The 23489-nt window shown below is 44.0% G+C and carries 30 protein-coding genes; 28 read left to right on the top strand and 2 right to left on the bottom strand.

Annotated features, from left to right (window positions below):
* The 25 genes from CXF93_RS12290 to CXF93_RS12165 all read left to right on the top strand — a co-directional run bounded on the left by CXF93_RS12290 (position 1) and on the right by CXF93_RS12165 (position 20376).
* Positions 1 to 1086, top strand: coding sequence for a phage major capsid protein, P2 family (locus CXF93_RS12290; protein WP_101062786.1), 1086 nt, complete (start codon positions 1 to 3; stop codon positions 1084 to 1086).
* Positions 1087 to 1181: 95 nt separating this feature from the next.
* Positions 1182 to 1934 (top strand): phage terminase small subunit, encoded by a 753-nt coding sequence (gpM, locus tag CXF93_RS12285; RefSeq protein WP_101062785.1) that lies wholly within the window; start codon positions 1182 to 1184, stop codon positions 1932 to 1934.
* Between the two features lie 135 nt (positions 1935 to 2069).
* Complete coding sequence (locus tag CXF93_RS12280; RefSeq protein ID WP_101062784.1) at positions 2070 to 2534, top strand: head completion/stabilization protein; 465 nt, start codon at positions 2070 to 2072, stop codon at positions 2532 to 2534.
* A complete protein-coding gene (locus CXF93_RS12275) occupies positions 2531 to 3046 on the top strand; it encodes a phage tail protein (RefSeq protein ID WP_101062783.1) in 516 nt (171 codons plus the stop codon). Before CXF93_RS12280 ends, CXF93_RS12275 begins: the two co-directional genes overlap by 4 nt.
* Positions 3043 to 3693 (top strand): phage virion morphogenesis protein, encoded by a 651-nt coding sequence (locus tag CXF93_RS12270; protein ID WP_101062782.1) that lies wholly within the window; start codon positions 3043 to 3045, stop codon positions 3691 to 3693. Before CXF93_RS12275 ends, CXF93_RS12270 begins: the two co-directional genes overlap by 4 nt.
* Before the next feature lie 5 nt (positions 3694 to 3698).
* Entirely contained in the window at positions 3699 to 4814 is a 1116-nt protein-coding gene (locus CXF93_RS12265; protein ID WP_101062781.1) for a DUF2586 domain-containing protein, read from the top strand.
* The gene (locus CXF93_RS12260) at positions 4811 to 5266 is read left to right on the top strand and encodes a phage protein (RefSeq protein WP_101062780.1); all 456 of its coding nucleotides are present in this window, start codon (positions 4811 to 4813) and stop codon (positions 5264 to 5266) included. Before CXF93_RS12265 ends, CXF93_RS12260 begins: the two co-directional genes overlap by 4 nt.
* 4 nt (positions 5267 to 5270) lie before the next feature.
* Entirely contained in the window at positions 5271 to 5486 is a 216-nt protein-coding gene (locus CXF93_RS22475; protein WP_101062779.1) for a TraR/DksA C4-type zinc finger protein, read from the top strand.
* On the top strand, positions 5483 to 5905 hold the full coding sequence (locus tag CXF93_RS12250; protein WP_101062778.1) for a DUF5675 family protein: 423 nt from the start codon (positions 5483 to 5485) through the stop codon (positions 5903 to 5905). The genes CXF93_RS22475 and CXF93_RS12250 overlap by 4 nt, the downstream gene beginning before the upstream one ends.
* Positions 5906 to 5907: 2 nt before the next feature.
* On the top strand, positions 5908 to 6426 hold the full coding sequence (locus CXF93_RS12245) for a hypothetical protein (protein WP_101062777.1): 519 nt from the start codon (positions 5908 to 5910) through the stop codon (positions 6424 to 6426).
* A gap of 11 nt (positions 6427 to 6437) precedes the next feature.
* Positions 6438 to 6674 (top strand): hypothetical protein, encoded by a 237-nt coding sequence (locus CXF93_RS12240; RefSeq protein WP_101062776.1) that lies wholly within the window; start codon positions 6438 to 6440, stop codon positions 6672 to 6674.
* Positions 6671 to 6934 carry a putative phage tail assembly chaperone gene (locus tag CXF93_RS12235; RefSeq protein ID WP_101062775.1) on the top strand — a complete coding sequence of 88 codons (264 nt, stop codon included), beginning with the start codon at positions 6671 to 6673 and terminating at the stop codon, positions 6932 to 6934. The genes CXF93_RS12240 and CXF93_RS12235 overlap by 4 nt, the downstream gene beginning before the upstream one ends.
* Positions 6935 to 7128: 194 nt before the next feature.
* The gene (locus CXF93_RS22130; RefSeq protein WP_232784191.1) at positions 7129 to 9462 is read left to right on the top strand and encodes a phage tail tape measure protein; all 2334 of its coding nucleotides are present in this window, start codon (positions 7129 to 7131) and stop codon (positions 9460 to 9462) included.
* On the top strand, positions 9459 to 9788 hold the full coding sequence (locus CXF93_RS12225; RefSeq protein ID WP_101062774.1) for a DUF2590 family protein: 330 nt from the start codon (positions 9459 to 9461) through the stop codon (positions 9786 to 9788). Before CXF93_RS22130 ends, CXF93_RS12225 begins: the two co-directional genes overlap by 4 nt.
* Positions 9785 to 10966 carry a baseplate J/gp47 family protein gene (locus CXF93_RS12220; protein ID WP_101062773.1) on the top strand — a complete coding sequence of 394 codons (1182 nt, stop codon included), beginning with the start codon at positions 9785 to 9787 and terminating at the stop codon, positions 10964 to 10966. The genes CXF93_RS12225 and CXF93_RS12220 overlap by 4 nt, the downstream gene beginning before the upstream one ends.
* Positions 10959 to 11540 (top strand): phage tail protein, encoded by a 582-nt coding sequence (locus tag CXF93_RS12215; protein ID WP_101062772.1) that lies wholly within the window; start codon positions 10959 to 10961, stop codon positions 11538 to 11540. The genes CXF93_RS12220 and CXF93_RS12215 overlap by 8 nt, the downstream gene beginning before the upstream one ends.
* Positions 11541 to 11542: 2 nt before the next feature.
* Entirely contained in the window at positions 11543 to 13666 is a 2124-nt protein-coding gene (locus CXF93_RS12210; RefSeq protein WP_198551652.1) for a phage tail protein, read from the top strand.
* 39 nt (positions 13667 to 13705) lie between these two features.
* Positions 13706 to 14599, top strand: coding sequence for a hypothetical protein (locus tag CXF93_RS12205; protein WP_101062770.1), 894 nt, complete (start codon positions 13706 to 13708; stop codon positions 14597 to 14599).
* Entirely contained in the window at positions 14596 to 15150 is a 555-nt protein-coding gene (locus CXF93_RS12200) for a hypothetical protein (protein WP_101062769.1), read from the top strand. The genes CXF93_RS12205 and CXF93_RS12200 overlap by 4 nt, the downstream gene beginning before the upstream one ends.
* Entirely contained in the window at positions 15147 to 16784 is a 1638-nt protein-coding gene (locus tag CXF93_RS12195) for a hypothetical protein (protein ID WP_101062768.1), read from the top strand. Before CXF93_RS12200 ends, CXF93_RS12195 begins: the two co-directional genes overlap by 4 nt.
* A gap of 1 nt (position 16785) precedes the next feature.
* On the top strand, positions 16786 to 16983 hold the full coding sequence (locus CXF93_RS12190) for a hypothetical protein (RefSeq protein WP_101062767.1): 198 nt from the start codon (positions 16786 to 16788) through the stop codon (positions 16981 to 16983).
* Positions 16984 to 17344: 361 nt separating this feature from the next.
* Positions 17345 to 17560 (top strand): hypothetical protein, encoded by a 216-nt coding sequence (locus tag CXF93_RS12185; protein WP_101062766.1) that lies wholly within the window; start codon positions 17345 to 17347, stop codon positions 17558 to 17560.
* 42 nt (positions 17561 to 17602) lie between these two features.
* Entirely contained in the window at positions 17603 to 18250 is a 648-nt protein-coding gene (locus CXF93_RS12180; RefSeq protein ID WP_101062765.1) for a hypothetical protein, read from the top strand.
* A 780-nt stretch (positions 18251 to 19030) separates the two neighbouring features.
* Positions 19031 to 19690, top strand: a complete 660-nt coding sequence (locus CXF93_RS12170) for a hypothetical protein (RefSeq protein WP_101062764.1) — start codon at positions 19031 to 19033, stop codon at positions 19688 to 19690.
* A gap of 110 nt (positions 19691 to 19800) precedes the next feature.
* Positions 19801 to 20376 carry a hypothetical protein gene (locus tag CXF93_RS12165; protein WP_101062763.1) on the top strand — a complete coding sequence of 192 codons (576 nt, stop codon included), beginning with the start codon at positions 19801 to 19803 and terminating at the stop codon, positions 20374 to 20376.
* A 347-nt stretch (positions 20377 to 20723) separates the two neighbouring features.
* Here the strand turns inward: CXF93_RS12165 and CXF93_RS22285 are convergent, their stop codons facing one another.
* Complete coding sequence (locus tag CXF93_RS22285; RefSeq protein ID WP_232784190.1) at positions 20724 to 20993, bottom strand: hypothetical protein; 270 nt, start codon at positions 20991 to 20993, stop codon at positions 20724 to 20726.
* Positions 20994 to 21291: 298 nt separating this feature from the next.
* Between CXF93_RS22285 and CXF93_RS12150 the strand changes: the two genes are divergently transcribed.
* Positions 21292 to 21582: a hypothetical protein gene (locus tag CXF93_RS12150; protein WP_101062762.1), complete on the top strand. Its 291-nt coding sequence runs from the start codon at positions 21292 to 21294 to the stop codon at positions 21580 to 21582.
* Positions 21583 to 21931: 349 nt separating this feature from the next.
* Here the strand turns inward: CXF93_RS12150 and CXF93_RS22280 are convergent, their stop codons facing one another.
* Positions 21932 to 22108 carry a hypothetical protein gene (locus tag CXF93_RS22280; RefSeq protein WP_232784189.1) on the bottom strand — a complete coding sequence of 59 codons (177 nt, stop codon included), beginning with the start codon at positions 22106 to 22108 and terminating at the stop codon, positions 21932 to 21934.
* Positions 22109 to 22167: 59 nt separating this feature from the next.
* Between CXF93_RS22280 and CXF93_RS12140 the strand changes: the two genes are divergently transcribed.
* Both CXF93_RS12140 and CXF93_RS12135 read left to right on the top strand, forming a co-directional pair.
* Positions 22168 to 22584 carry a hypothetical protein gene (locus CXF93_RS12140; RefSeq protein ID WP_101062761.1) on the top strand — a complete coding sequence of 139 codons (417 nt, stop codon included), beginning with the start codon at positions 22168 to 22170 and terminating at the stop codon, positions 22582 to 22584.
* A 134-nt stretch (positions 22585 to 22718) separates the two neighbouring features.
* Positions 22719 to 23291 carry a hypothetical protein gene (locus CXF93_RS12135; protein WP_101062760.1) on the top strand — a complete coding sequence of 191 codons (573 nt, stop codon included), beginning with the start codon at positions 22719 to 22721 and terminating at the stop codon, positions 23289 to 23291.
* Positions 23292 to 23489 lie beyond the last annotated feature (198 nt).

Genomic DNA, 23489 nt, shown 5'->3' with positions numbered 1-23489 from the left:
ATGAAGCTTAAAACAACACAGATTTTTGCCGCGGTTGTGTCTGCATTAGCGGTCAATTATGGGGTCGCTTCTGTCTCTGAACAGTTCAGTGTCGAGCCGTCGATTGAACAAACCTTGTATGACCAGGTATATCAAAGTGCTGAATTCTTACAGCGCATCGATACGCAAATGGTTGATGATTTAGTCGGTAGCTCTATCACTGCCGGTATTAGTGGTGGCGTCACTGGTCGCGCTGGTGTTGAAACGGATGAAACTAAAAGCCGTAGCACCAAAGACCCGTTAGGTTTAACCGACCGTGAATATCGTTGTTACGCGGTTGAATGTGATACCCACATTACGTGGCAACGCATGGATATGTGGGCGAAATTCCCAGATTTTCACAATCGCTTTCGTGCCCATGTTCGCCAAGCCATTGCACTGGATATAATCAAAATTGGTTGGAACGGTACCAGCGCGGCTAAGTTCACGGATATTGCGACTTATCCAATGATGGAAGATGTGAATATCGGCTGGCTGCAGCTGGTTCGCCGTGACAATGCCGCTAATGTCTTTGCTGATGGTGAGCAAAAAGACGGTGAGATCCGTATTGGCGCCGGCGGTGATTATGAAAACCTTGATCAAGCCGTGCATGATTTACTGCAAGCTATCCCTGCGCATAAACGCATTGGCTTAGTGGCGATTATTGGTGACGAGCTGTTATCCAAAGAGAAGAACAAGCTCTATGCCAAACAAGCGCATACCCCCAGTGAAAAAGACAAAATTGAACTTGAGCAGATCATTGAAACATTCGGTGGTTTGAAGGCGTATAAGGTCCCGTTCTTTGCTGAGCGTGGCATCTTGATCACCTCGTTCGACAATCTTTGCCATTACGTGCAGTCGGGTTCAACACGTACATCGATTGAAAATAACGCCAAGAAGAAACGCGTTGAAGATTACCAATCACGTAATGATTGTTACTACATCAACGACATGGAAAAGATCGCCTTTTTTGAAGCGACTAGCGTGAAGCTGGATAAAAAGAAAGATCCAGCTGTTGCAGCGGGTGACTTTGATGCCGCTAACCCTGCGCATTGGGTTTGGTCTTAGTCAGTTTTAAATTAGTAACTTGAATAAGCAGAATTAAATGTCGTACTGGCTTATCACGGTAAGCCAGTAATTTACTAAACAGAGAGTTTTTTAACATGAGCATAGTCAAACGAAATCAGTGTAAAACCCGTGCCGCGATTATCGGTGTGGATATGGCAAACGGTCCTGATCAATCTGTCTCAGTGATAGTGAAGCATGGCAAGGTCGAAGTAATCCAACCAAGTCGTAGCGAGCGCATTATGGATGAATTTGATTTTTTCAAAGCGGCCATGGATTCCGACCTTACTCAACTTAAAAAGTTTTCTCATATGGAAGACAAACTTGCATACAAGGCGCAGGCGATTGAGAACCATCAATACCTGGATTACTTACGCCGTTATCAAGCGCAAGGCACCAACCATCAGAACATGGTACTGGCTTGGGTGGTGATTTGGCTTGTTGACCTTGGACATTGGCAAACGGCCTTTGAATTTGTGCCTTTGTTAGTCGCTCAAAATCAGCGGTTACCTGGTCGTTTTAGTACGCAAGATTGGCCAACCTTTTTGATAGACCAGCTTTATGACGAAGGGGCTAAACACTTAAGTCAAGGCCGTGACGCGGTGGAACGTAGCCAAGTGATTAACTTATTCATCCAGTTTATCCAGTTGCGAGGTACGCATAAATGGCCGTTAAGCGAATTGATTGGCGGCAAGCTATACGCCATGACCGCTAAGTTAGAGCAAGTCGTTTTTAACTTCGGTAATGCTTATACCTATGGCGTGAAAGCCACCGCGTTAAACGATAAAGCGGGCGTTAAAAAAATGGTCAGAGAAATCGCAACAGTTATCGGAAAAGAAACCGAGATTTAGTTTATTGACCGTATTTGTAAAAAGAATTGTAACGACTCTCGCGCCACCGGCTCGGCTGCGTTGGTCTTATTCACAGTAGTGAAATAGGTACCTTATCGCAGTGGCTAGAGCCGACCCATTGAAAGTGAGTGACATATGTTTAGTGGCAAGACGGATACAGAGCAACAAGATACTTGCATTACCAATGATGGTTTTTGGCCGAACATTAATGCCGGTGATTTTGAAAAACGTCGCAGTGTACCGGTGGACATGGACAAAGAGACGATCGCAACTTCGGTTGTATCTGCCATTGCCCAAATCAACATTGAACTGGTTAGCGTTAAATCTGATTATGAGAGTAACGATATTAACCGCGCGGTTGATGTGGTGGGCGGTCCGAGTATCTCGGATAAGAACATGCTCGTTATTTTGTATGAAAAAGCCGTGTATGCGCGCGCTAAAGCAGAATTGTTACCCGAGTTTTCCACAACGCAAATGCGTGATGCCGGAGAGAACGTAACTCAAACTGAATCAGAAACCAAAGACAGTTTATTAGCTGAAAGTTTACAGCATATTCGCACCATTAAAGGTAAACGCAGTGCGGGAGTTGAATTGTTATGAGTGAAGAGAGCCAATACTCAGCAGGTTATTACTTAAAAGGCTTAACCCAGTGCATTAATAAAGTTGTGCCTAAACCATTGCACAAGCACTTTGATTCATGGATGGAAGATGTCGAACTGATTTTAGCGCCAAAAGAGTATGGTAATGGCCGTGATATCGGTCATTTATCTTATAAAGCGGTACTGAGCTTTGAGCGTTTTCCCTTTAAAAAATGTGCGCCTGAAATTGTGCTGGCATCAATCATGGCGTGGTTGATGGATTGTGATACCCACCGTGAAAAATTCAAATTACCAGACCCGACGGCAGACATTGAGCCAGAAAGTGAAGACTGCGTGGAAATGGTCATTGAAGTCGAGTTTCGAGAGCCGTTCATGGTTGTTGAGTCCCTTGATGGACCGATTGAGTGGGATGGTAAAAAGTGGAAAGTCGCGCCGTATGAAATATGGGTTGCTGAACATGGCGATATTATTTCGGGGAATAATCCCTCATCACCTATCGGAAGTGATACGTGATCAGAGTATCGATATTAGAGCGTGAAATATTAAGCGTTCAACAGCAATTAAAACTCATGACCTTACCGGCTGAAAAGCGGCTCAAAATATTACGGAAGTTAAGCCGGCACTTAGCCAAGCAGAATAGAAAAAATATACGAGAAAATAAAGACCCAGATGGTCGACGTTGGAAACACCGCAGTGCTGGTGATAAAAAAATGATGCGCAAAATGGGCAAACAATTAAAAACAAAAACGACCGCCAATCATGCCACGTTATTTTTCCCTGGTGTCGCGGGCAAGATAGCCAGTCAGCATCAATACGGTACAACGGAAAAGTGGAACGCAGCCAAGGCAAGAAGGGTATACGGCAGACCGAGTTATGGTGATAAGCCAACACGATTGCAGGCTAAACGCTTAAGGGAACTGGGCTACTCCATTGCCGCTAAACGCCAAGGTAAGCGTAAAGGTAAAAGCAAACGTAAAAAGCCCACGATTAAATGGATTGTTGAGAATCTAACAACCGGGCAGGCAGGATTGATAATCAGAGCACTTAAAGATAAAACCGCGCAATCGAGTTGGGAAATTAAGCTGCCTGAGCGCCAACTTTTAGGTGCCAATGTAGAAGATATTACAAATTTCATCACCGCAGAATTAGAGAAGGAATAGCGCTAATGTGGCCGACAGTTCAAGTTAATACACTCAATCAAAAGCAAGGTCCGGTAACTGAAGTGGAGCGCCACTTTTTGTTCATCGGCCTGGGCGTGACGAATACCGGTAAATTATTGTCGGTCAATACCGACAGTGATTTTGAATCGCTGCTTGGCGTAGTTGACTCCGCTCTGAAACGTAATGTAAAAGCGGCCATGGAGAATGCTGGCCAGAATTGGAGCGCCGCCGTGTATGTCATGGCGGCGGCTGAAAAATGGAATGAAGCAGCGCTTAAAGCGCAAGAAACCCAAAGCTTTGAAGCGATTGTATTGTGCGAACCCACATCAGACAAAGCCACTATTACCGCCGCGCAGACGTTATACCATACCCTGATTGCCAAATATGGCCGCTGGCAGTTCGTGGCGTTGTGTACCCCTGAAATTGATAAAGATACACAAGTCTGGTCAGATTATGAAGCCGCAACCGTGGCCATTCAAGACACGGTCGCCGCTGACGGCGTCATGCTCATCGCGCAAGTGTTCCCTGATGCCCTGGGTAAATTAATGGGGCGTTTGTGCAATCGCAGCGTATCAATTGCTGATTCACCGTGCCGCGTTAAAACGGGTGCCTTAATCGGTAGCGTTAAACTGCCCGTTGATAAAGATGGCGTTACGTTGGGCTCGGCCACACTGCAAACCCTAGAGAAAAACCGCTTGTCAGTACCGTGCTGGTATCCCGATGTTGATGGTGTTTATTGGGCTGATGGCCGCATGTTAGATGCTGAAGGGGGCGATTACCAGGTGGTTGAAAACCGCCGCGTTATCGACAAGGTAGCACGTCGAGTGCGGGTGTTATGCATTGCTGATTTGGGCGACCGTTCATTTAACAGTACCCCGTTTAGCACTAAATCAGCGCAAAACCGTTACGCCCGCCCACTGCGTGAAATGTCAAAAAGCACCACGGTTGGCGTGCAGATGTTCCCAGGTGAAATACAACCACCATCAGATGATGCAATTGTTATCACGTGGGTTAGTCGCAATAAGGTGACCATTTATATTAAGGCCAAGCCTTATGATTGCCCTAAAAACATTGTCGCTAACTTGATGTTAGACCTTAGCAATCCAGGAGATGCAGCATGAGCAAACGTTTAAGTGGCATGAATTTCGATATTGATATTTTCGGTACCGTTATCCATGTTGAAAAAGCATCGGTATCCATATCGGATGATTCCGCTGTTTCAACCACGCGCGGTGTACCCGATGGTTATACCGATGGAGCCGTCAGCGCCGACCTTGAATATGAACTTGATACCAAGAATTTTAAACTGTTGGGTCAAGCCGCAAAAAGTGCAGGCAGTTGGCGCGGGATTGAAACCCATGATTGCCTATTTTATGGCAATGCGGGCGGCGAAGAGCTCACTATTGAAGTGTTCGGCGTTAAGATCTTACTCGAAAGTATCTTAGATATTGACCCGTCATCATCCGACAAGACAACGCACAAAGTAAAAGCCTTGGTGACGAGTCCTGATTTTATCAACATTGACGGCGTACCTTATTTGAGTAAAGAAGATACGCGCGACCTGAGAGGCTAGGTGGATGGATATTTTTGATAGTGCTAGCGCATTGGAAATAAAACAAACCGCCATGGCATTGACGAACCACTTTAAAAATCAGCCTAAGCAGACTCAGTTACAGAGCGCCGAGGTATGCAATGAATGTGGTTCTGACATTCCCAAAGCACGACAAGACGCCGTCAAAGGTTGTCAATTTTGTACTCACTGCCAAGCGTTGGCAGATAAGGGAAAGCGATGAAACATTTTTCATTAAAACGCCGTTACTTTGAGCATGGCACCTATTCAATATTGCACCGCGAAGATGGCAGCAAAGTGTGTTGCTTCGCCGAGCGGCCGATGCTGAATAACAAGGCATCGAGCTCTTGCATTGTGGAAGGGACTTATATGGCCATGGTGCATGAGTCACCAAAGTTCGGTACTTGTTATGCACTTGAAGCGCCGGAACTTGGTGTTAGTCGTTATGGCCCAAGTTTGCGCACGCATATTTTGATACACAAAGCTAATTCACCGCAGGATTTAGAAGGCTGCTTGGCACCGGGTGTTGAGTTTGGTTTTGTGCATGGCGAATGGGCTGTATTGAATTCAACCGCGGCCTTTTCTGCCCTGATGGCTGAATTCGCTGGTGAGATTGTCAGTATTTCAATAACGAAGGATTAACCATGTGGGAAAATATTAAAGCATTAATCGGTAGCGCCGCGCCATTAGTGGGCACCTTAATCGGTGGGCCTGCTGGAGCGGCGGTTGGCGGGTTACTTGCCAATGCCTTAGGGGTAGAAAATACACCGGCTGCGATTGAACAAGCCATTAAACAAAACCCTGAAGCACTCGTTGCTATTCGTCGACTTGAAAGTGAAGAGCGGGTATCACTGAAAAAATTAGCATTGCAAGCATCAGCCGTTGCATTGGATGAGCGTAAAGCTGAATTGGCAGACACGCAGAATGCGCGCGTAGAGCATAAAGACCATTGGATGCCAAGCGTGATGACAATCATGCTTGCGCTGATGGTGTCAGGCATGTTTATCGCGTTGTTTGCCTTTGAACCCCCTAAGGCATATGACCAGGTGATCATCATGACGGCGGGCTCGGTATTGGGGGCATTTGGTACTGCGGTGGCATTTTGGTTAGGGAGCAGTCGCAGCAGCGCGGATAAATCCAAACAGTTAGAACTGAAGAAATAAGCGAGGTTTGAATGTCAACTTGGGTCGCTGCAATTGCCGCAGTAGCAATGTTGGTGGTGGTTATTAGTGGCGCCGTTATCACCTGGTTATCGAAGGTATCAGCTGATTTAGCCGACCATAAAACACACGTTGCTGAAACCTATGCAACGAAAGATGACGTTAAAGAATTAGGCGACCGTGTTGAACGCAACATGGACTCGGGATTCGATCGAATTTACAACTTACTTAAAGGAAATAATGCAGCATGACAAATAAAGTGATCACATTAGGTGTAGCGGGTAAAGAACTACGTTTTGAACCTTCACTGGCCGCGTACAACAAGTACATTAATGAAATGCTACCTAACGACAAAGTGGCACCAGCAACCAATTATCTGCGCCGCGTGGTGCATAAAGAAGATAAATCGGCACTGGATGAAGTGTTACAGCTGCCTGGCGCAGTGATGCGTGTTTTGCATAAAGTAAATGAGCACTTTGAAAGTGGTTTAGAAATTGAAGTAAAAAACTAATAAACCGTGCCAAGGCCATTGAGCGTAACGAGTTAGAGCAAATATTTACCTTAAAGGCTTTTTATTTGCCGCACGCGCCTGATGATACTGAAAGTTATGCCAGGGCGCTTTGGCTCGATAAATCCCAAACTGAAAAACACACCATTGCAGTTGCCAATGGTATCGCAAAAGCATTGAACGGAGAGTAGTTATTCATGAGTGCCCATATGGACAGTTTAATGATGACGGTTGGCTTGATTGACCAGGCTACTAGCCCATTGCACAGTATTGAAAATACCATTACTCAAACGGCGGATGCAGGGCGTATTGGTTGGGACAAAATGGCGGGCGGCACTGCGGGATTGGTCGCTGCTGGTTTTGCTGTACAAAGTGCATTGATGCCGGCGATTGAAATGGACCGTGTGCTTGGTGAAGTTAAATCACTCGGCGTTGTGGATGCTGACTTACAAAAATTACAGCAAACGGCGCTAGGGTTTTCTGCCGAATACGGTAAATCTGCGACTGAAGTTGTTGAGGCTGCTTATGATATCAAGTCAGCCTTTGGCAATATTAGCGGTGATGAACTGGCGGATATTACCAAAAGCTCGGCGGTGCTCGCCGCTGCAACCAAAGCAGATACCGCGACCATCACTAGCTACATGGGCACGATGTACGGCGTGTTTAAAAACCAAGCTGACATGATGGGCACGGGTATTTGGTCTAAACAAGTGGCAGGCATGACCGCTCAATCAGTGGAGATGTTTAAAACCACAGGTAAGGGCATGAGTGATGCATTTACGAGTATCGGCGCGAATGCGACGGCGTCTGGTATTGGCATGAATGAGCAAATGGCTATCCTTGGCACGTTGCAATCGACAATGTCTGGTAGCCAAGCGGGTACGCAATATAAAGCGTTTCTAGCAGGGGTGGGCAAAGCGCAAGACGAGTTGAATTTATCGTTCACTGATAGCCAGGGCGCGATGTTGCCAATGTATGACATCTTAGGCAAATTAAAAGGTCGGTTTGGCGAAACTTTTGATGTCGCTGAAAGTGACTCCTTGAAAAAAGCATTTGGTAGTGATGAAGCGGTAAGCATGATCAAGTTATTAATGGCCGACACGGATGGCCTTGCAAGTAGTATCGAAACGCTTGGTGATGTTAAAGGCATGGGAAAAGCTGAAAGCATGGCTGGCGCGATGACGGACCAATGGGAAAGGCTTGATGCCAGTTGGTATGCCATCCGCGCGGGTGTGTTTGGCCTCATATTACCATCCATTAATGGGGTTGTTGGCGCGATGGCTAATGGCATCGGCACGTTACTGGAATGGACACAGATGTTCCCTCATATAACGACCTACTTAGGGTATGCCGCGCTGGCGATTATCGGTGGCGCTGGCGCATTAGCCGCTTGGAATCTGATAGTTGGTTTATCGACATTGGTGACTGCAGGTTGGGGCTCAGCAGTGGTGATAATGAGTAGCGTCATGGCAGTCGCAAGCACGGGGTTAACGTGGATGAAAGGCGCGTTTCTTGGCTTGAACATGATGATGACAGCGAATCCTGTCTTGCTGATTGTTGCCGGTATTATCGCATTAGGTGTCGCCATTATTGGCATCATCGTTTATTGGGATGAGCTGATAGCCGCACTAAATAAAATTTGGATATTTAACCAAATCGGGCAACTGTTCACGGCCGTGGGTGAGGTGGTTATGTCGGTATTTAATGATCTAGTGTTTGCCTGGAACATATTCACGTTAGCTTTGTTAAACACCGAGTTCATGAAAGGCATTATGAGTGGTTTCAATGTGCTTTCCACTTTCTTTTCAGGTCTGTTCGCTGGTTATGTGTCTATTGCATCCGGCGCGTGGGCATTGATTGGCGCTGGCGTGAGTGCGTTATTGCTGCCATTTCAGATGGTGTTCACCAGTATCAAAGCATTCTTTAGCTTGTTGGTTGATGGACCCGCTGCAGCGCTTACCGTTCTGGGCACTATCCCTGCGTTATTTACAGGTATTACTGATTCTGTGATGAGCGGCTGGCAGCAAATTGCAACGGGTGTGTCGACTGTCATATCTCACTTGTTCACCGCCATTTTATTTTTAGCGCAGCCATTCATCCTTGTTGGACAGCAAGCCATGATGGTGTTTGGTTTAATGGCGCAAGGCTGGGCCGATTTTACGGGTTATTTAGGTGATTTATCGGTGTTTGATTTACTCGGTGACGGCCTTGATTGGTTGATTGATAAAATCAATATGATACCTGGTATTGAAATTGAATCGCGGATAAAAGAACCGTTAATGCCAGATGTTGAATCATTAAACATCGGTAATCAAAAGGCGAACCGCGAAAGAATTAACCGACCGATTAGCCGCTATTTACAAGGTGGCCAAACGGCGCAGGTGCCATCGCAGGGTTACATGCCGGTCATGGCAAAAGCCATGCAGGGTAATGGCAGTAAATCGACACATACGGGTGATATTCACATTAAACAAGAGCAGCCGTTTACCCGCGCGCAGTTGCAAGAATGGGATGAAATGGACACGCAATGACCGATAAATATTATATAGACCTGTTAGTTAACCAGGGCGGTGTTGATTTTGATGCAGGCCAGCAGCCACGTTATACCAACGATATTATGAGCATTGCCCAAGATGTGAAGCATGCGGTGTTAGAAAGTGGGTTAGTGCGTCTGCTGCAAGCCGAACGTAACCGCACCTTGCGCGAGGACGTGTTGACACGCATTGAAATGTTAATCGAAATAGACCTGCGTATTGAGCCTGGTTCAGCGTCAGCGTTAGAGCAAAGTGCCGGTGCGATCATGTTACGCGCCACAACCGTTAAATTTGGTGAATTAGCACTCGGGGTAACGTTATGAATGAACGTCCACAAGTTGATTTCCAACGCTTAATTGCAGCAGAAGGTATACCTACAACGGAAACAGCACTGGCACTTGAATTGGAAAAAGAGGTTGAAGCGGCGGGCAGTAAAGTCAGTAACGATAGCCGCATGTCACCATTTTGGCGGGTGATTAATGCGGTGGTGATTGCGCCGTCATTGTGGCTCATTAACAATTTATTGGCTAATTACGTATTACCGAACGCTTTTACCGCCACGGCTAAAAATATTTATTTGGATTTAAAAGCGTGGGAAGTCGATTTAGATCGCAAACCTGCCACGTTCACCCGAGGTGGCGTGACTTTCTTTAAAGAAAAGCCTGAGAACCCAGTGATTATTGTGGCCGGAACGGTGATAGAAACGGACCGTATTGAAAATACTGTCTATCAATTACGGGTGATTGCAGATGTATTGATCCCCGCAGGGCAAGCCAGTGGTTTGGTGCTTTGTGATGCGGTTAATGCCGGCAACGCTTTTAATCTGCCTGCGGGTTACTTTTCAATTTTGCCCAAAAGCATCAGTGGTATCACCCATGTCAGTAATCCGGTGGATTGGATCACCTCCCTTGGCGCTAATACTGAAATGGATGATGAACTGGCGTTGCGCATTCGTAATCAGTTTAGTTCAGTTGGCCGTTTTCATATCGATTCTATCTATCGCGCTATGCTGGCGAGTGTCGCGGGCATTCGTACTGATTTAATTTACTTTGAACATGACGCGCCGCGTGGACCTGCAACGGCCAATGCGTATATTTTAATGGCCGTGGGAAGCACGCCTAGTCAGCTAATCAGACAGCTAAATGATTATGTGATGAAAGAGGGTAATCACGGCCATGGTGATGATTTATTGTGTTTGGTTATGCCTGAAACACAGCATGCGATACAGGCAACGATTAAGGCGGCGCCGAATTTAAGCCCAGCACGGCAAACTGCATTAGCAAGTGATGTCGAAGATATGATACGGGCCGCGTTTCGTGAAACGGCGGATTATGCAAAGGTGACTCGAACTCTGCCATTATCGATTTTTTCATTCAGTTTACTCATCAAAGAAATACATCAGCAATTGCCTGATTTAGCGACCATTAAATTTAATGTCGACGAGATAGACAACTTGCTGGTTACTCCGCGCTTAACGGCTGTGGTGATTATCCATGATTGAACACGATAAACAGGCTGCGCCGTTACCTGCTCACAAAGTGCCTTGGTGGATGGACGGTCATACCTTAGCGGCAACATTAAAAGAACCGTACTTTCTTGCCAATGGGGTGATGAATTACTGGCAAAAAATACGTTTATGGTTGCTGTGGCCATTGGCTCAGTTAGACCCTTTAACCTGCGCTGAAAGTATTTTACCTACGCTTGCCTGGGGCCGTGATATAACGCGCTTTAATGCAGAGCCAATAGCGCTATTTCGTAAGCGTATTAAGTTTGCGTTTATTAACGCAAAAGATTCTGGCGACACAGCGGGGTTTATTCGCATATTTCAACGTTTGGGTATTGGCCATGTTGAAATTGATGAACGGGCTCAGGGGCGAGATTGGGACATTGTGACCATTCGCTTAACCGACGCGCAGTTATCAGAAAACTATGACTTGCTGACGGCCTTGCTTCAGCATTATGGGCGAACTTGTCGGCGCTATGAATTTCAAGTGATAAGCCCTGTTGAATTAAATTTAGTTGTATCGCCATTGGATTGGGACCACCAATGTTTGGCGGCAATGTTAGAGGAATAATAATGGCTCAAATGACAATTACCTTGGCGTTTGAAACGCTAAAAGCGCAGCTTGCATTAGCGGGTAAATCAATCGTACTCGATGAATTTGTGCTGGCAAATGTACCAGGGCTCGACCCGAGTACACCGATAGATAGAGCGGAAACATTGCCCCCAACGGCGCAAGTTGTGTTTACGGGTGATGTCACTCAATCGGGTTTTGTGAGTCCGAACGGTGTTATCTACTCGCTTATCATGGACACGGGTATTGGTGATTTTTCGTTTAACTGGATTGGTCTGCGCAATAAAGAGCAAAACGTACTGGCGGCTATCAGTCACATTCCGGCTATCAATAAAATCAAATCGGTTGCGGGTGTTAAAAATGGTAATTCTGTTACCCGCTCAATGATGATGAGTTATATCGGCGCGCAACAGGCCACGGGGATAACCGTTAATGCGGCCACTTGGCAGATTGATTTCACGGCGCGCTTAACGGGCATTGATAACACTGAGCGTTTAGCGAATGTTGACCACTACGGCAAGGCATCATTTTTGAATGCTGGTTACCAGGTATTTCAATCGGGTAGCAGCTATAAAACCAAAGCTGGGACTGGTTATGTTGGTGGCTTGCGCTGTCATGCGTCTGCAGAGCAGGTTATCAGTAATGTGGCTAATGGCATGGGGATTTACCTTGATGCCAGTTTGCAAGGTGGGTTAACCAGTCAGTGGCAAGCGGTTGTAAGCATTAAAGCGTCAGCGCAGGTATTAACTGACTATGTAGATAGCACGGGTCTGCAGCATTATTTAACAAAACTCGCTGATATTAACAGTGCTGGTCATGTGATTGACCAACGTTTATTAGGCGGAACGCCTGCGCTCGAGCGTAAAGATAATGCGGCCTCTAATGTCGAAATCGACAGTGAAAGTAGCGCAAATAAACACGTCAAATTAACGCAATTCTGGCGGGGTATCAGTAAAAAAATAACAGCCGCATTTGCTAATCGCACAATCAGTACAACGGGACCATTAAAGGGCGGCGGTAATTTATCGGCTAACCGTACCTTTAGTATTGATAATGCCAGCACAACAGCCACGGGGGTCGTGCAGCTATCAACCAGTACCACATCAATAGCCACCACATTAGCGGCCACGCCCTCGGCAGTTAAAGCGGCGATGGATAAAGCGAACAGCAAGTGGACGTATGTGACGGCAACCACATCACGCTACGGCGCTGTGCAATTGGAAAATGGTGTTACCTCCACATCAATCACAAAAGCGGCTACGTCTAACGCGGTTAAAAATGCCTATGACCGCGCGGTTAAAGCGGAAAGTAATGCCAATACACACACAGATAACCGCGTGGCGCAATTACTTGGCGGCGCGCCAGCTGCTGCACTTGATACGATTAAGGAGCTCGGTGATGCACTGCAAGGTAATGACAGTGAAATCGCTGCCATTAACGCCACTATTTCCACCAAGGCAGCAAAAAGCGCGTTAGCTGCCCATGTTGGTGATAAAGGCAATCCACATGGTGTAACGAAAACACATGTGGGTTTAGGGCATGTAAATAACTGGCCCGCCACAAGCGCAACGAATGATGCTAGTACCACTAAATATGCGGTTGCCGCCGCTGTTAAAACCGCGATGGATAAAGCCATCGCAGCCCTAGATAGGGCGAATGCGTCCGTGAATCAAAGTGTGATTGAGACGTTATTTCCTGTCGGCCACTTACTTATCACGGTTAACGTAGCGAACCCTACTACCTATGGATACCCTGGTGTATGGGTGATGCAGGGGGCAGACATGACCTTACTTAGTACCAAAACGGCGAGTGGTGTCAATAAAATTACAGGTACGAATACACCAGCTGTACCAGTTCCTAGGCATAGGCATACTGCCTCATTTAGTGGTAATCAATTACCAAACCATTCACATGGTATTGACGCATACGGTGGTTGGAACAATCTCACGCCTAGTTATATATCAGGTAATGTTGCGCCTAGTGGTCATAGAGTTGTTAACTCTAAACCTGCATCTGCAGGTAGACCTTCGGGCTCAGTTTCGGTCTCTGATACAGGCGTGGCTAATGCGACGTTAGATGTGAGAGGTAAGCACTTAACGGTTTATATGTGGCTGCGCACGGCATGATGACGTTCAATTATTTAATGCACTATTTCGGGGGCAAGTATGACTTGGGAAACACAACATTTTAGCTGGTCTGCGAGTGGGCAAACTATCCAGGATAAAAGTGAACAAGTATTGGGGCAAGTGGCTGGTATTATGGCGCAGGCCGCTCATCGTTTAACGCCACTTGCAGGCAAGGTGAACTTTAATCGTCATGCATTAAGCGTTGAGGCTGAAAATCTGCTGGCGTTACGTGGCCAGTTGGATAATTTGTTATGCCAGGGACAGGTGTTAAGTGTGCATCCCTATTTATTTTTAACTGATAATGTCGCCAATGCGGCCTATCACTTAACGCCGGCTAATGCAGTTCAGCATCTGGCGGATAAATTACTTGATAGCAGTGATGAGAACAGACCAACTGGACCTTGTTATGCATTAGGACTAATGATTGCAGAGCAAAATCTACCTGCGTTCGCTGCCACTACTAAAGCAGTATTTGAAGTGTTAGCGCTGCCTGAATTGGGGATGGTTTCACGCCGAGCTATGCGAGGGCTGACATTAGATAAAGATAAATTCACTCAGCCATTAACCGCCAAACAACCGCTATTTAAACCTGCCAGTGCATTAAACCCAGCGCCATTGCGCCAGGTACTCAACTGGCAAGGGGCGCAGATTGCGCAACTGGGCAGTATCGCTGCAGATAGACAAACCCCGATTGTTAAACTCCAAGCGCTAGCGATGAAACGCACCGCGCATTTAACGCAGTTACATGATGCGATTGAAAATCTAAAGCAAAGCGCCATCCAGGTTCGGGTATTTTCAACTAACGGCTCACCCGAGGCATTAAATGTAATGCTGCAGCAATCAACACCGCCAGGTTATGAACATACCCATACCTTTGCGGCCTTGTTGCTTAGCCAAACACCGTTAACCTTTATTTCGGAGCTATTCTCATGACTCAGATTGCACTTGATGGTGAGCTACTGACCTTAAAATCATCGCGCATCAATCTATCAATGGATATTAAAGATGCGGATATGAGCGGGCAGACTGCGAATACCGATAGCGCCGAGCAAGGTATTAAAGGCAAGGAAATGGCTGTTATCGGGCTGGTATCGTTTAAAAATCCAGAGATATTAAATCGGTTATTGTTATTGGCGCAGCAAACTCAAGACGGTAAACGTAAAATTTACCGTATCAGTAACGAGCTGGCCAAAGCCATGAAAATTCGCCAGGTGCGCTTCACTGGCCGCGTGAAATCGGATGAACAAGAAAACCTGATGGCATGGCGAGTCAGTTTCACATTACGTGAGTATTTGTCGGTACCGGAAGTGAAAGCCCAACGTGACGCGGAAAATCAGCCCCAAGGCAAAACCGAAACGACCGAGAATACCGCAAAGGTAACGCCAAAAGCACACCCTGCGGCGGTCAGTGATAGCCAGGCACAAACGCCGGAAGTCACCGGCTTTGCCAAAACGCTAAAATCGATTGATACGTGGTTAGCATGAAGTTAGATAAACGTTTACTCATCGATGATGAGCCGCGAATACTCAGTGATGAACATATCATTTTAGAACTTAATGCCGGTGGTCGAGCGACCTTTGTGGTGCAGGGCGCGGTAGCAAAGAAACAGTTCGTTAAGTTTGATATCGGTTATCAAGGTGACATGCGCCAATACTTTTATGGTGTTGTGACCAAGGCGCAAGTTGCTCAAACGGGTTATACCCGCATTGTGGTGCGGGAGTTATCAGGGTTACTCGCCATGCGCTGGCCTATCAGTATTCAGCATGCGAGCGTTGCGAAAGTGGTTGCTCAGTTAAGCTATGACACGGGCCTTAATTTCGTGCTGCCTGAAAAGGCAGAATACACGGACACCGTGGTTCCGCATTTCGTTTCCCAGGGCAGTGGTTACCAGGTACTTGAGAATATAGGGCATGCGTTTTCTATCGCTGATTTTTGTTGGTATCAGCAAACGGACGGTGATATTTACTTGGGCAGTTACGGTGAGAGTCGTTGGCCAAGTCGGCCAATCGAGATACCTGCTGCATTAAGTGTTGAGCAGCGCGGCGGTAATAGCATGAAGCTGGCGGTTATCCCTGCTATTCGCCCAGGTGTTATTGCCAATGGCCACCGATTAATAAAAGTTGAATTTAGCGGTCATGAAATGACGCTCTATTGGGTAAATGGTGATAATACGCCGGCTAAAAAAAGGCAGATGAATTATCTGTTTCCTGAACTTGCTGCTGGCCTGCATTTACCGCAGCTGGGTAAAGTCATGGCCATTACTGATAACGCCACGCAGGGCGATGAGAACAATGCTTTTCGTCCACGCTTTGCCGTTGATGTGCAATTGCTGAATGAACAAGGTGAATATGATACTCAGGTGCCGGTCTATAAAGCGGTGCCACTGCCCGTGCATTTTGGTGGTGCAGAGCAAGGATTATTAAGCACACCGGCTGCAGGCACTATGGTTGAAATTGCTTTTGCTTATGGGCGCAGTGACCGACCTTTTATCCGCACCATTTTAGGCTGTGACTGGTCACTACCTGATTTTAAACCGGGTGAACAATTACAGCAGCAACGGGCTGAAGTATTCGACCGTATCGATGCCGCTGGTAATAAAACCGATACTACAGACCAAAAAAAAGAAAGCCGCGCATTTGAAGAACATCAGCAAGCCGACCGCTATTTAGGGGCGTTCGGTAGTCATGAACTCAATGTTGAGCAACACAGTAAAGAAAACATCGCAGGTCAAAAGTTAATTGAAACGTTAGGCGGCTTTGAAGTGATGGCGGGTGATGATATTACCCTGGGCTCATTAGCCAATATGCATTTAATAAGTGGTGGCGACCAGGTGCAAATCATCGGGCAGTTACGCGATATTGTGATCGGTCTAAATGATCAGCTAACCGTATTGAAAGACCGCCTCCACACCATTGAACAAAACGACACGCTAACTATCAACGGCCAGCAAACTATCACCATTAAAAAAGACCAGGTCATTAAAGCCAAGAATATAACGCAAGATGCAGACACGATTAAATTAAATGGCGGTACTGGCGTGATCACCTGTGCAAGCATTTGCCCGTTCACAGGTAAGCCGCATGTCGATGGCTCCACTACTGTTTTTGCAGGGAAATAATATGGCATTAAGTAAGTCAGCATTAAAAAGTAAGATTGAAGCAGAGATGGTGAAGGGCGGTATTGTTATCACTGGAGAGCATGCCCAAGCATCGGTATTAGCACAAGCTATTGCTAACGCGGTTGTTGATGAGATACAAGTTAACGCTGAAGTCGCTGTAATAGGTGGTAGTTCGGCAGGGAAGTATAAGGTGATTTAGAGGGTAATATAAACCATCGCCACTTAATCGCCATAATTTAACTGTTAAGGTTTAAGTGGTTGATTTTAAATGATTTAAGTTGTGGGTTATATATCCTTGGGTTATTTAAGTTGTTTTTCGTTTTTTTGAGTGTCGTACATATACGTTTTAATAATTTATTTAGGGCATGTTTATTGCTTGGTTGTTTGAAAATGCATATACCTATAGTTGGATACTTACACTGGCGATGCGTTTGTAAAGTATTGATTTTTAAAGATTGGTTTTATATGTTAGAGTTTGTTTTTTGATTGGCGTTGAAAGAACTTTATTGGACGTCAGTATAATGAGTTTTAATAAAGTAATCACTAGCTAGGAGAGTAAAATGAGCCAAACTGAACTTACTTTAAATATTAACCCGTTGAAGCATCAAGAGGTTGATAATATACAAATGGGGGTTTTGCCAACAGGTGAAACATATATGTCATTACGAGGCTTATCGCGGTTTTGTGGTGTGAGTCATTCGGTAATTCAAACGTTAGCAAAAGAATGGATAGAAGGCACTCTATTCACCAAAACTCGTGGTAAAAAGATTTTATAGACCTTTGACCGAGTTACAAATGGCAAAGCCCCTCCGAATTCAATGTATGCAGTAATCGAAACAAGTAATAAACTATTCCCTATAATTCATGCTGTCCCAGAGCCTATATGCGTATCAGTTCTTCAATATTATGCACTACATGCCAAGTTAGAAGATAATTCTATAGCTATAGCTAATTTCGAACATGCCGCAGCATTCGGTTTAAGAAAATATATTTATGGTCGACTAGATTTTGATTTTGATGGAATAAAAGATCGTTGCTGGAATTTGCTAAAAGAACGAATTTTATATAATGCTGATCCTGTTGGGTATTTTACTACATTCTCTCAATCTACAAGTATTATTGCGAACTTTGTCAAACACAATATTATTGTTGACGAGAGAACCATGGTTGATGGAAGTGTTGGAATAACATGGGGGAAATATTGGACTAGCAATAAATTAGAATCCCAATATGGTGATAGAATAAAAATTACTCATAAGTTTCCTGATTCATATCCTCAAAGAGACCCTATGGTTAATGCTTACCCAACAGAGGCACTACCTGAATTTTTAAAATGGTTTAATGATGTTTACTTGACGGAAAAGTTTGGTAAGTATCTGATGGGTAAAGTTAAAAAAGGTGATATCGAGAAAGAACGTCTTCCTACGTTAGTAGAGGCTGTTCAACCTTTACGTCTAACTAATTAGTCCGACGTCTGAATTTATAAAAAATAAGAATAGGTGTCGCGCAGCAGACACCTATTCGGGGTTGAACAAGCCTGAACCCTTCTTCATATAGTAAATTACGTGTTTGATCTTGATGGGTACTTAGTCTTGGGATTAAACTCAAGACGAGCAAAATAGAGATAAATAACAGACCTGTTATTTATCAATTAACTAGGTAGTTGTACCATAAATTTAATATCTCCAATCTGTAATGTTAATGCCGTTATTCCTATTATGTTCGCCTTTCGGCTAGGTCGATCGTGTAATGCCAACGCACCTAATTTCATGCTGGCAGCAAGGACAAATACGGATTGCTTTTTGTGCTCGTAGCAACGAGCTCAGGCATACTCCAATTAAACAGATGCAGTAATAAGATTTGAATACGCAGTAGCAGTCACTTGGTATTACCGTGTAAGAAAGCATAATCAGGCACTCTCTGTAATGTGTTGAATAGAACAAGTATAGCCATCAACGGTCGCTTCCCGTTTACCTTGTAGTCTTAAATTGATAAAGTGTTGTTCATAAAGAAAATTAAATTTTTGCTGTTGTGAATAATTCATACTGAATACTTCAATAAGGCATCGCCGTAATGATCATGTTATTGGTTAGTATGAACAATGGCTTATTTACTCTGCCGCGTAGCGGCTTCGTTCAACAAGAGCTTTAAGCGGAACAAAACAGTTGGCTACCTTCCCTTAGCTCCACAATTTGAGCCAACTATTTTTGTCCGCTTAAGTGAGCGTTATACCACAAGAGAGTTATATGTCGTTAATTGAGTCTGCAAAGTTCTCCGAACGCATGAAAGGCGCTGTTTCCATCTGTTGGGAAATGTTTTCCCGAAAGGTGGGTAGCGGCCTGATTTTAGTTAATAAAGAAGCATCAATGCAGCTTCAATACGCATACTTGTTAAAGCAGATAATCCCATTAATAACAATTCATAAAAATGAATCATTTGAAGTAGAACTAGAAACTGGTGTGAAAATTGGCGACGGAACTAGAGAAATTGACTTAATGTTTCGTGGTTCATCGGGCAGCGAAAAATACTCAATAGCAATCGAAATGAAGTGCTATAAAACTCTTGCTTCATCAGGAAAACCGCGAGGAGCAACAGACATTTTCATGAAAGATGTATATTTAGATTTCTATCTACTCGAACAATACATTAATGAAAATCATGCTAATGAAGCTATTGCTCTTGTAATGAATGATATGAAAAGATTAGTACATCCTGTAAAAAAGGACGCCAAGTGCTGGGATTATGATACCTCACATGGAACCAAATTTAGTGCCAAAGAATTTGACACACCAATTGGTGGCAAGCCTGTAAACTTCTTCTTAGAGTCGAGCTATGAGCTTAACTGGTCAAAGCATGGTGACTTTTGGTTTATGGCGGCTCAAGGTGTAGAGTCAAATATGGTATAATGAGAACCTCAAGCAGACGGCTAACAGTGTCGCATTTTTAGCAAAATAGACGCAAAAAACTGCGTCAGCACGCCGCTGGTTAGGTTGGCGTTATGAGTTTTGGAGTATCCATGTACAAAATTGCCGATATTGAAATTGATATGCGTGATAGTGTTTCTAGTTTTGTCGCAGATAAACTCGAAGGACTTGTATTCGATATAACGGTCAAGGAGACTAATAGTCGTCAACTTGATTCCAATATCGATCATGTAGTGGAGCAAAAACTGTCAGAAATTGCCTCAAGAATTTTCCAAAAAAAAGATCGTTTAATAACGACAAACTCGGAAAAAGTAGGTGAACTAGACATAGCATTTGATGCGAATAATGGCCATACTTACTTCATTGAAATCGAAAAAAGTAATAAGAAAACAATTTGGTTTGATTACGTTAAATTGCTAACACTGATTCAAGAACATGATGATTCTTATGGCATTATTATTTGTCCCAAAAATTACGCACATAAGGTTGGTACTTGGGATCTTTTTAAAGAAGCCAAAGCTTATAAATCGCACTTGACTCGCGTTTTCCAATCATCTTCATTGGATCGTGTATATGTCATTGGCTATACGCAATATGCCTTCCTAGATAATAATTGGGTCAAGTTTTCACCTGAAACTGTTTTGCGGATAAAAACTCATAACATATAAGAATAGGTGCCGTGCAGTCGACACCTTATTCGGGTATTGAACAAGCCTGACACCTTCTTTATATAGTAAATAACGTGTTTTATCTTGGCGGGCACTTCGTCTTGGGATTAAACCCAAGACGAGCGAAATTGAGATACATAACAGACCTTTTATGTATCAATTAACTAGCTAGTTGAACCATAAATTTAATATCTCCAACCTGTCATGTTAATGCCATTATCCCTATTATCCCTATTATCCCTATTATCCCTATTATTCCTATTATTCCTATTATTCCTATTATTCCTATTATTTTCGCCTTTCGGCTAGGTCGTTTGCGTAATGCCAACGCACCTCATTTCATGCTGTCAGCAAGGACAAATACGGATTGCTTTTGCTGTGCTCGTTGCATTGAGCTTAGGCATGCTCCAATTAAATAGATGCAGTAAGATGACTTGAATACGTATTCGTAGCCGCTTGGCATTACCGTGTAAAACCCATAATTCCGCACTCTCTGTAATGCGTCGAATAGAACAAGTATCGCCAGCAACGGTCGCTTCCCGTTTACCTTGCAATCTTAAATTGATAAAGTGTTGTTCATAAAGAAAATTAAATCGTTGCTGTTGTGAATTATTCATACAGAATACTCCAATAAGGCACCACCAAATAGTGATGCTATTGGCTAGTATGACTGGTAGGGCAAAGACTCTGCCACGCAGCGGCTTCGTTCAACAAGCCGCTTAAGAGGGAACATTTACAGTTGGTTATTTTCACTCCGTTCAATATTTTAGCCAACACTAAATTTCCCCTTAACGGGCGGGCTATGTTCTATCGGCAATCAATGTGATTTAGGCACATGATATTGGGCTTGAATCTAGAAAGTTACGAGTATGTTCGACATAACATGCTGTTTATATTTTAAATGAGGATCTTAGTATGTTTAAATTAACCAATCGAATGACTCTAGTGGCTTTATGTATATTAAGTTTCAACGCTCAAGCCAATACATCACAGAAATCAATGGAGAGTTGCTCTAAGTTGTTACCAGAAGGACATAACTACGAAATATCAATTACTGCAAGTGTTGATAAAACCGCAGATACTCCTAATTTTACAGGTGAATTTTCTGTAACTGGAGGAACTGATGACGTTATAAATTTTGATATCACGGATTTTGTAGAGTGCGTTGGTCCATTAATAAAAAATGTAGATAAACCAGTTCAATAGAGTGAATATAACAAATAAGAATAGGTGTCGCGCCGCCGACACTTTATTCCGGTGTTGAACAAGCCTGAACCCTTCTTTATACAGTAAATTACGTGTTTGACCTTGGTAGGCACTTCGTCTTGGGATTAAACCCAAGACTAGTTATCAATTAATTAGCTAGTTGTACCATAAATTTAATATCTCCAACCTATAATGTTAATGCCATTATTCCTATTATGTTCGCCTTTCGGCTAGATCGTTCGTGTAATGCCAATGCACCTCATTTTATGCTGGCAGCAAGGACAATACGGATTGCTTTTGCTGTGCTCGTTGTAACGAGCTCTGGCGTACTCCAATTAAACAGATGCAGTCAGATGACTTGAATACGCATTCGTAGCCGCTTGGCATTACCGTGTAAAAAGCCATAATCCCGCACTATCTGTAATGCGCCGAATAGACAAGTATCGCCATCAACGGCCGCTTCCCGTTTACCTTGCAGCCTTAAATTGATAAAGTGTTGTTCATAAAGAAAATTAAATCGCTGCACAATTTTAACCAACCATTACTTAGCCTGTTATTTGGGCGTTATATTTTTAGAGAGGATTTATGAGTTCTTATATTGTAGGGCATCTCCCAGAAGAACAAGGTCCTGTAACAAGTATCTATAAAGAAGTTCGGAAAGTGCCATTCTCGTACACCAGCAAAAAGAATGAAGCAGAATTGGCATCAGAAGGTTCGAATATTTACGTAATTGTAAAAGAAAAGGTGGGTCGAAAAAATATTATCAAACTCGCTTATAGCTACAAGTGTACTGAATGCTATCGAAAAGCAGGTGGTAAATGGCTCGGAACATTTGATTTTAAAAACACAGTGAAATATGAAGCGGATGGCGAACTAAAATTATTAGATCCCCCATTAGAAATAACTGATCCTGATTTTATTAGTTGGTATAAAACTAAAGCTTTAGGAATGCGTGTAATTCCTACTGAATATGAATCCGTGTTAAAAGCTATGTTTGTGTAGCTATTGGTTCAAATATAATAAAAATAGGTGTCACGCAGCTGGCACCTTTTTTATATAGTAAATTACGTGTTTGATCTTGGTGGGCCTTCACCTTGGGATTAAATCCAAGCGTAGATATCTTAAAAGGAACGACAGTGAACCACATTTTCCCAAAACTACTTCTATTATCAACATTACTGCTTAGTGGCTGCTCTGTAATTACTTACGAATTACGTGATGAGTTGCCTGAATCTAAGCAAGTCGCGACGTGTGATATCGCATTTACTTTATCACTGCAAAGCGAAGCGAACACTAATACGTTTGGTGATGTCGAGCATGCAGATGAAGAGCGTAACAGCTTAAAGCAGAACTACATTGCTTCAACGCTAAATACCTTAGAGGAACTTGGCTGCGCAGCTACACTTGCGCCAAATACAGCAGAGAGTAACTTCTCAATTGTGGTATCACGCGAGCTGCAACTAAGCGCGCTGCCGCAAGAGTTTCTAACGGGACTGTCGCTGGGTATTATTCCAAGTTGGGGCACTAAGTATGGTCAGTACAAATATACATTCACTCGCAATAGCGGTGAGCATTATAGCTACAACATAGACCAAGACAACTATAACCACCTTGTATTGTTTCCGGTATTTTGGGTGTCGTACTTCACTGCTAATGAACAAGATATTTATAACGATGCGTTAATCAATTTCATTCGTAGCGCTCCGTAGATAGCTAGATTTCAACTTAATGCTCCAATAAGGCACACTTGTTTGTCGCACCTTAACGCGACGTTATACACTAATGGAATAGAAGCATGCATATAGTCAAATGTACTCAAGCTCACTTGGATAAGTTCGTTGATGTTTTTGAAGAATATCGACAGTTTTGTGGTTTTGGGCGAAGCCCAAATGAGACTAATGCAATAC

The sequence above is a fragment of the Moritella sp. Urea-trap-13 genome (genome assembly GCF_002836355.1).
Classification (GTDB): Bacteria; Pseudomonadota; Gammaproteobacteria; order Enterobacterales; family Moritellaceae; genus Moritella.
This window is presented reverse-complemented; position numbering and strand designations above follow the sequence as displayed.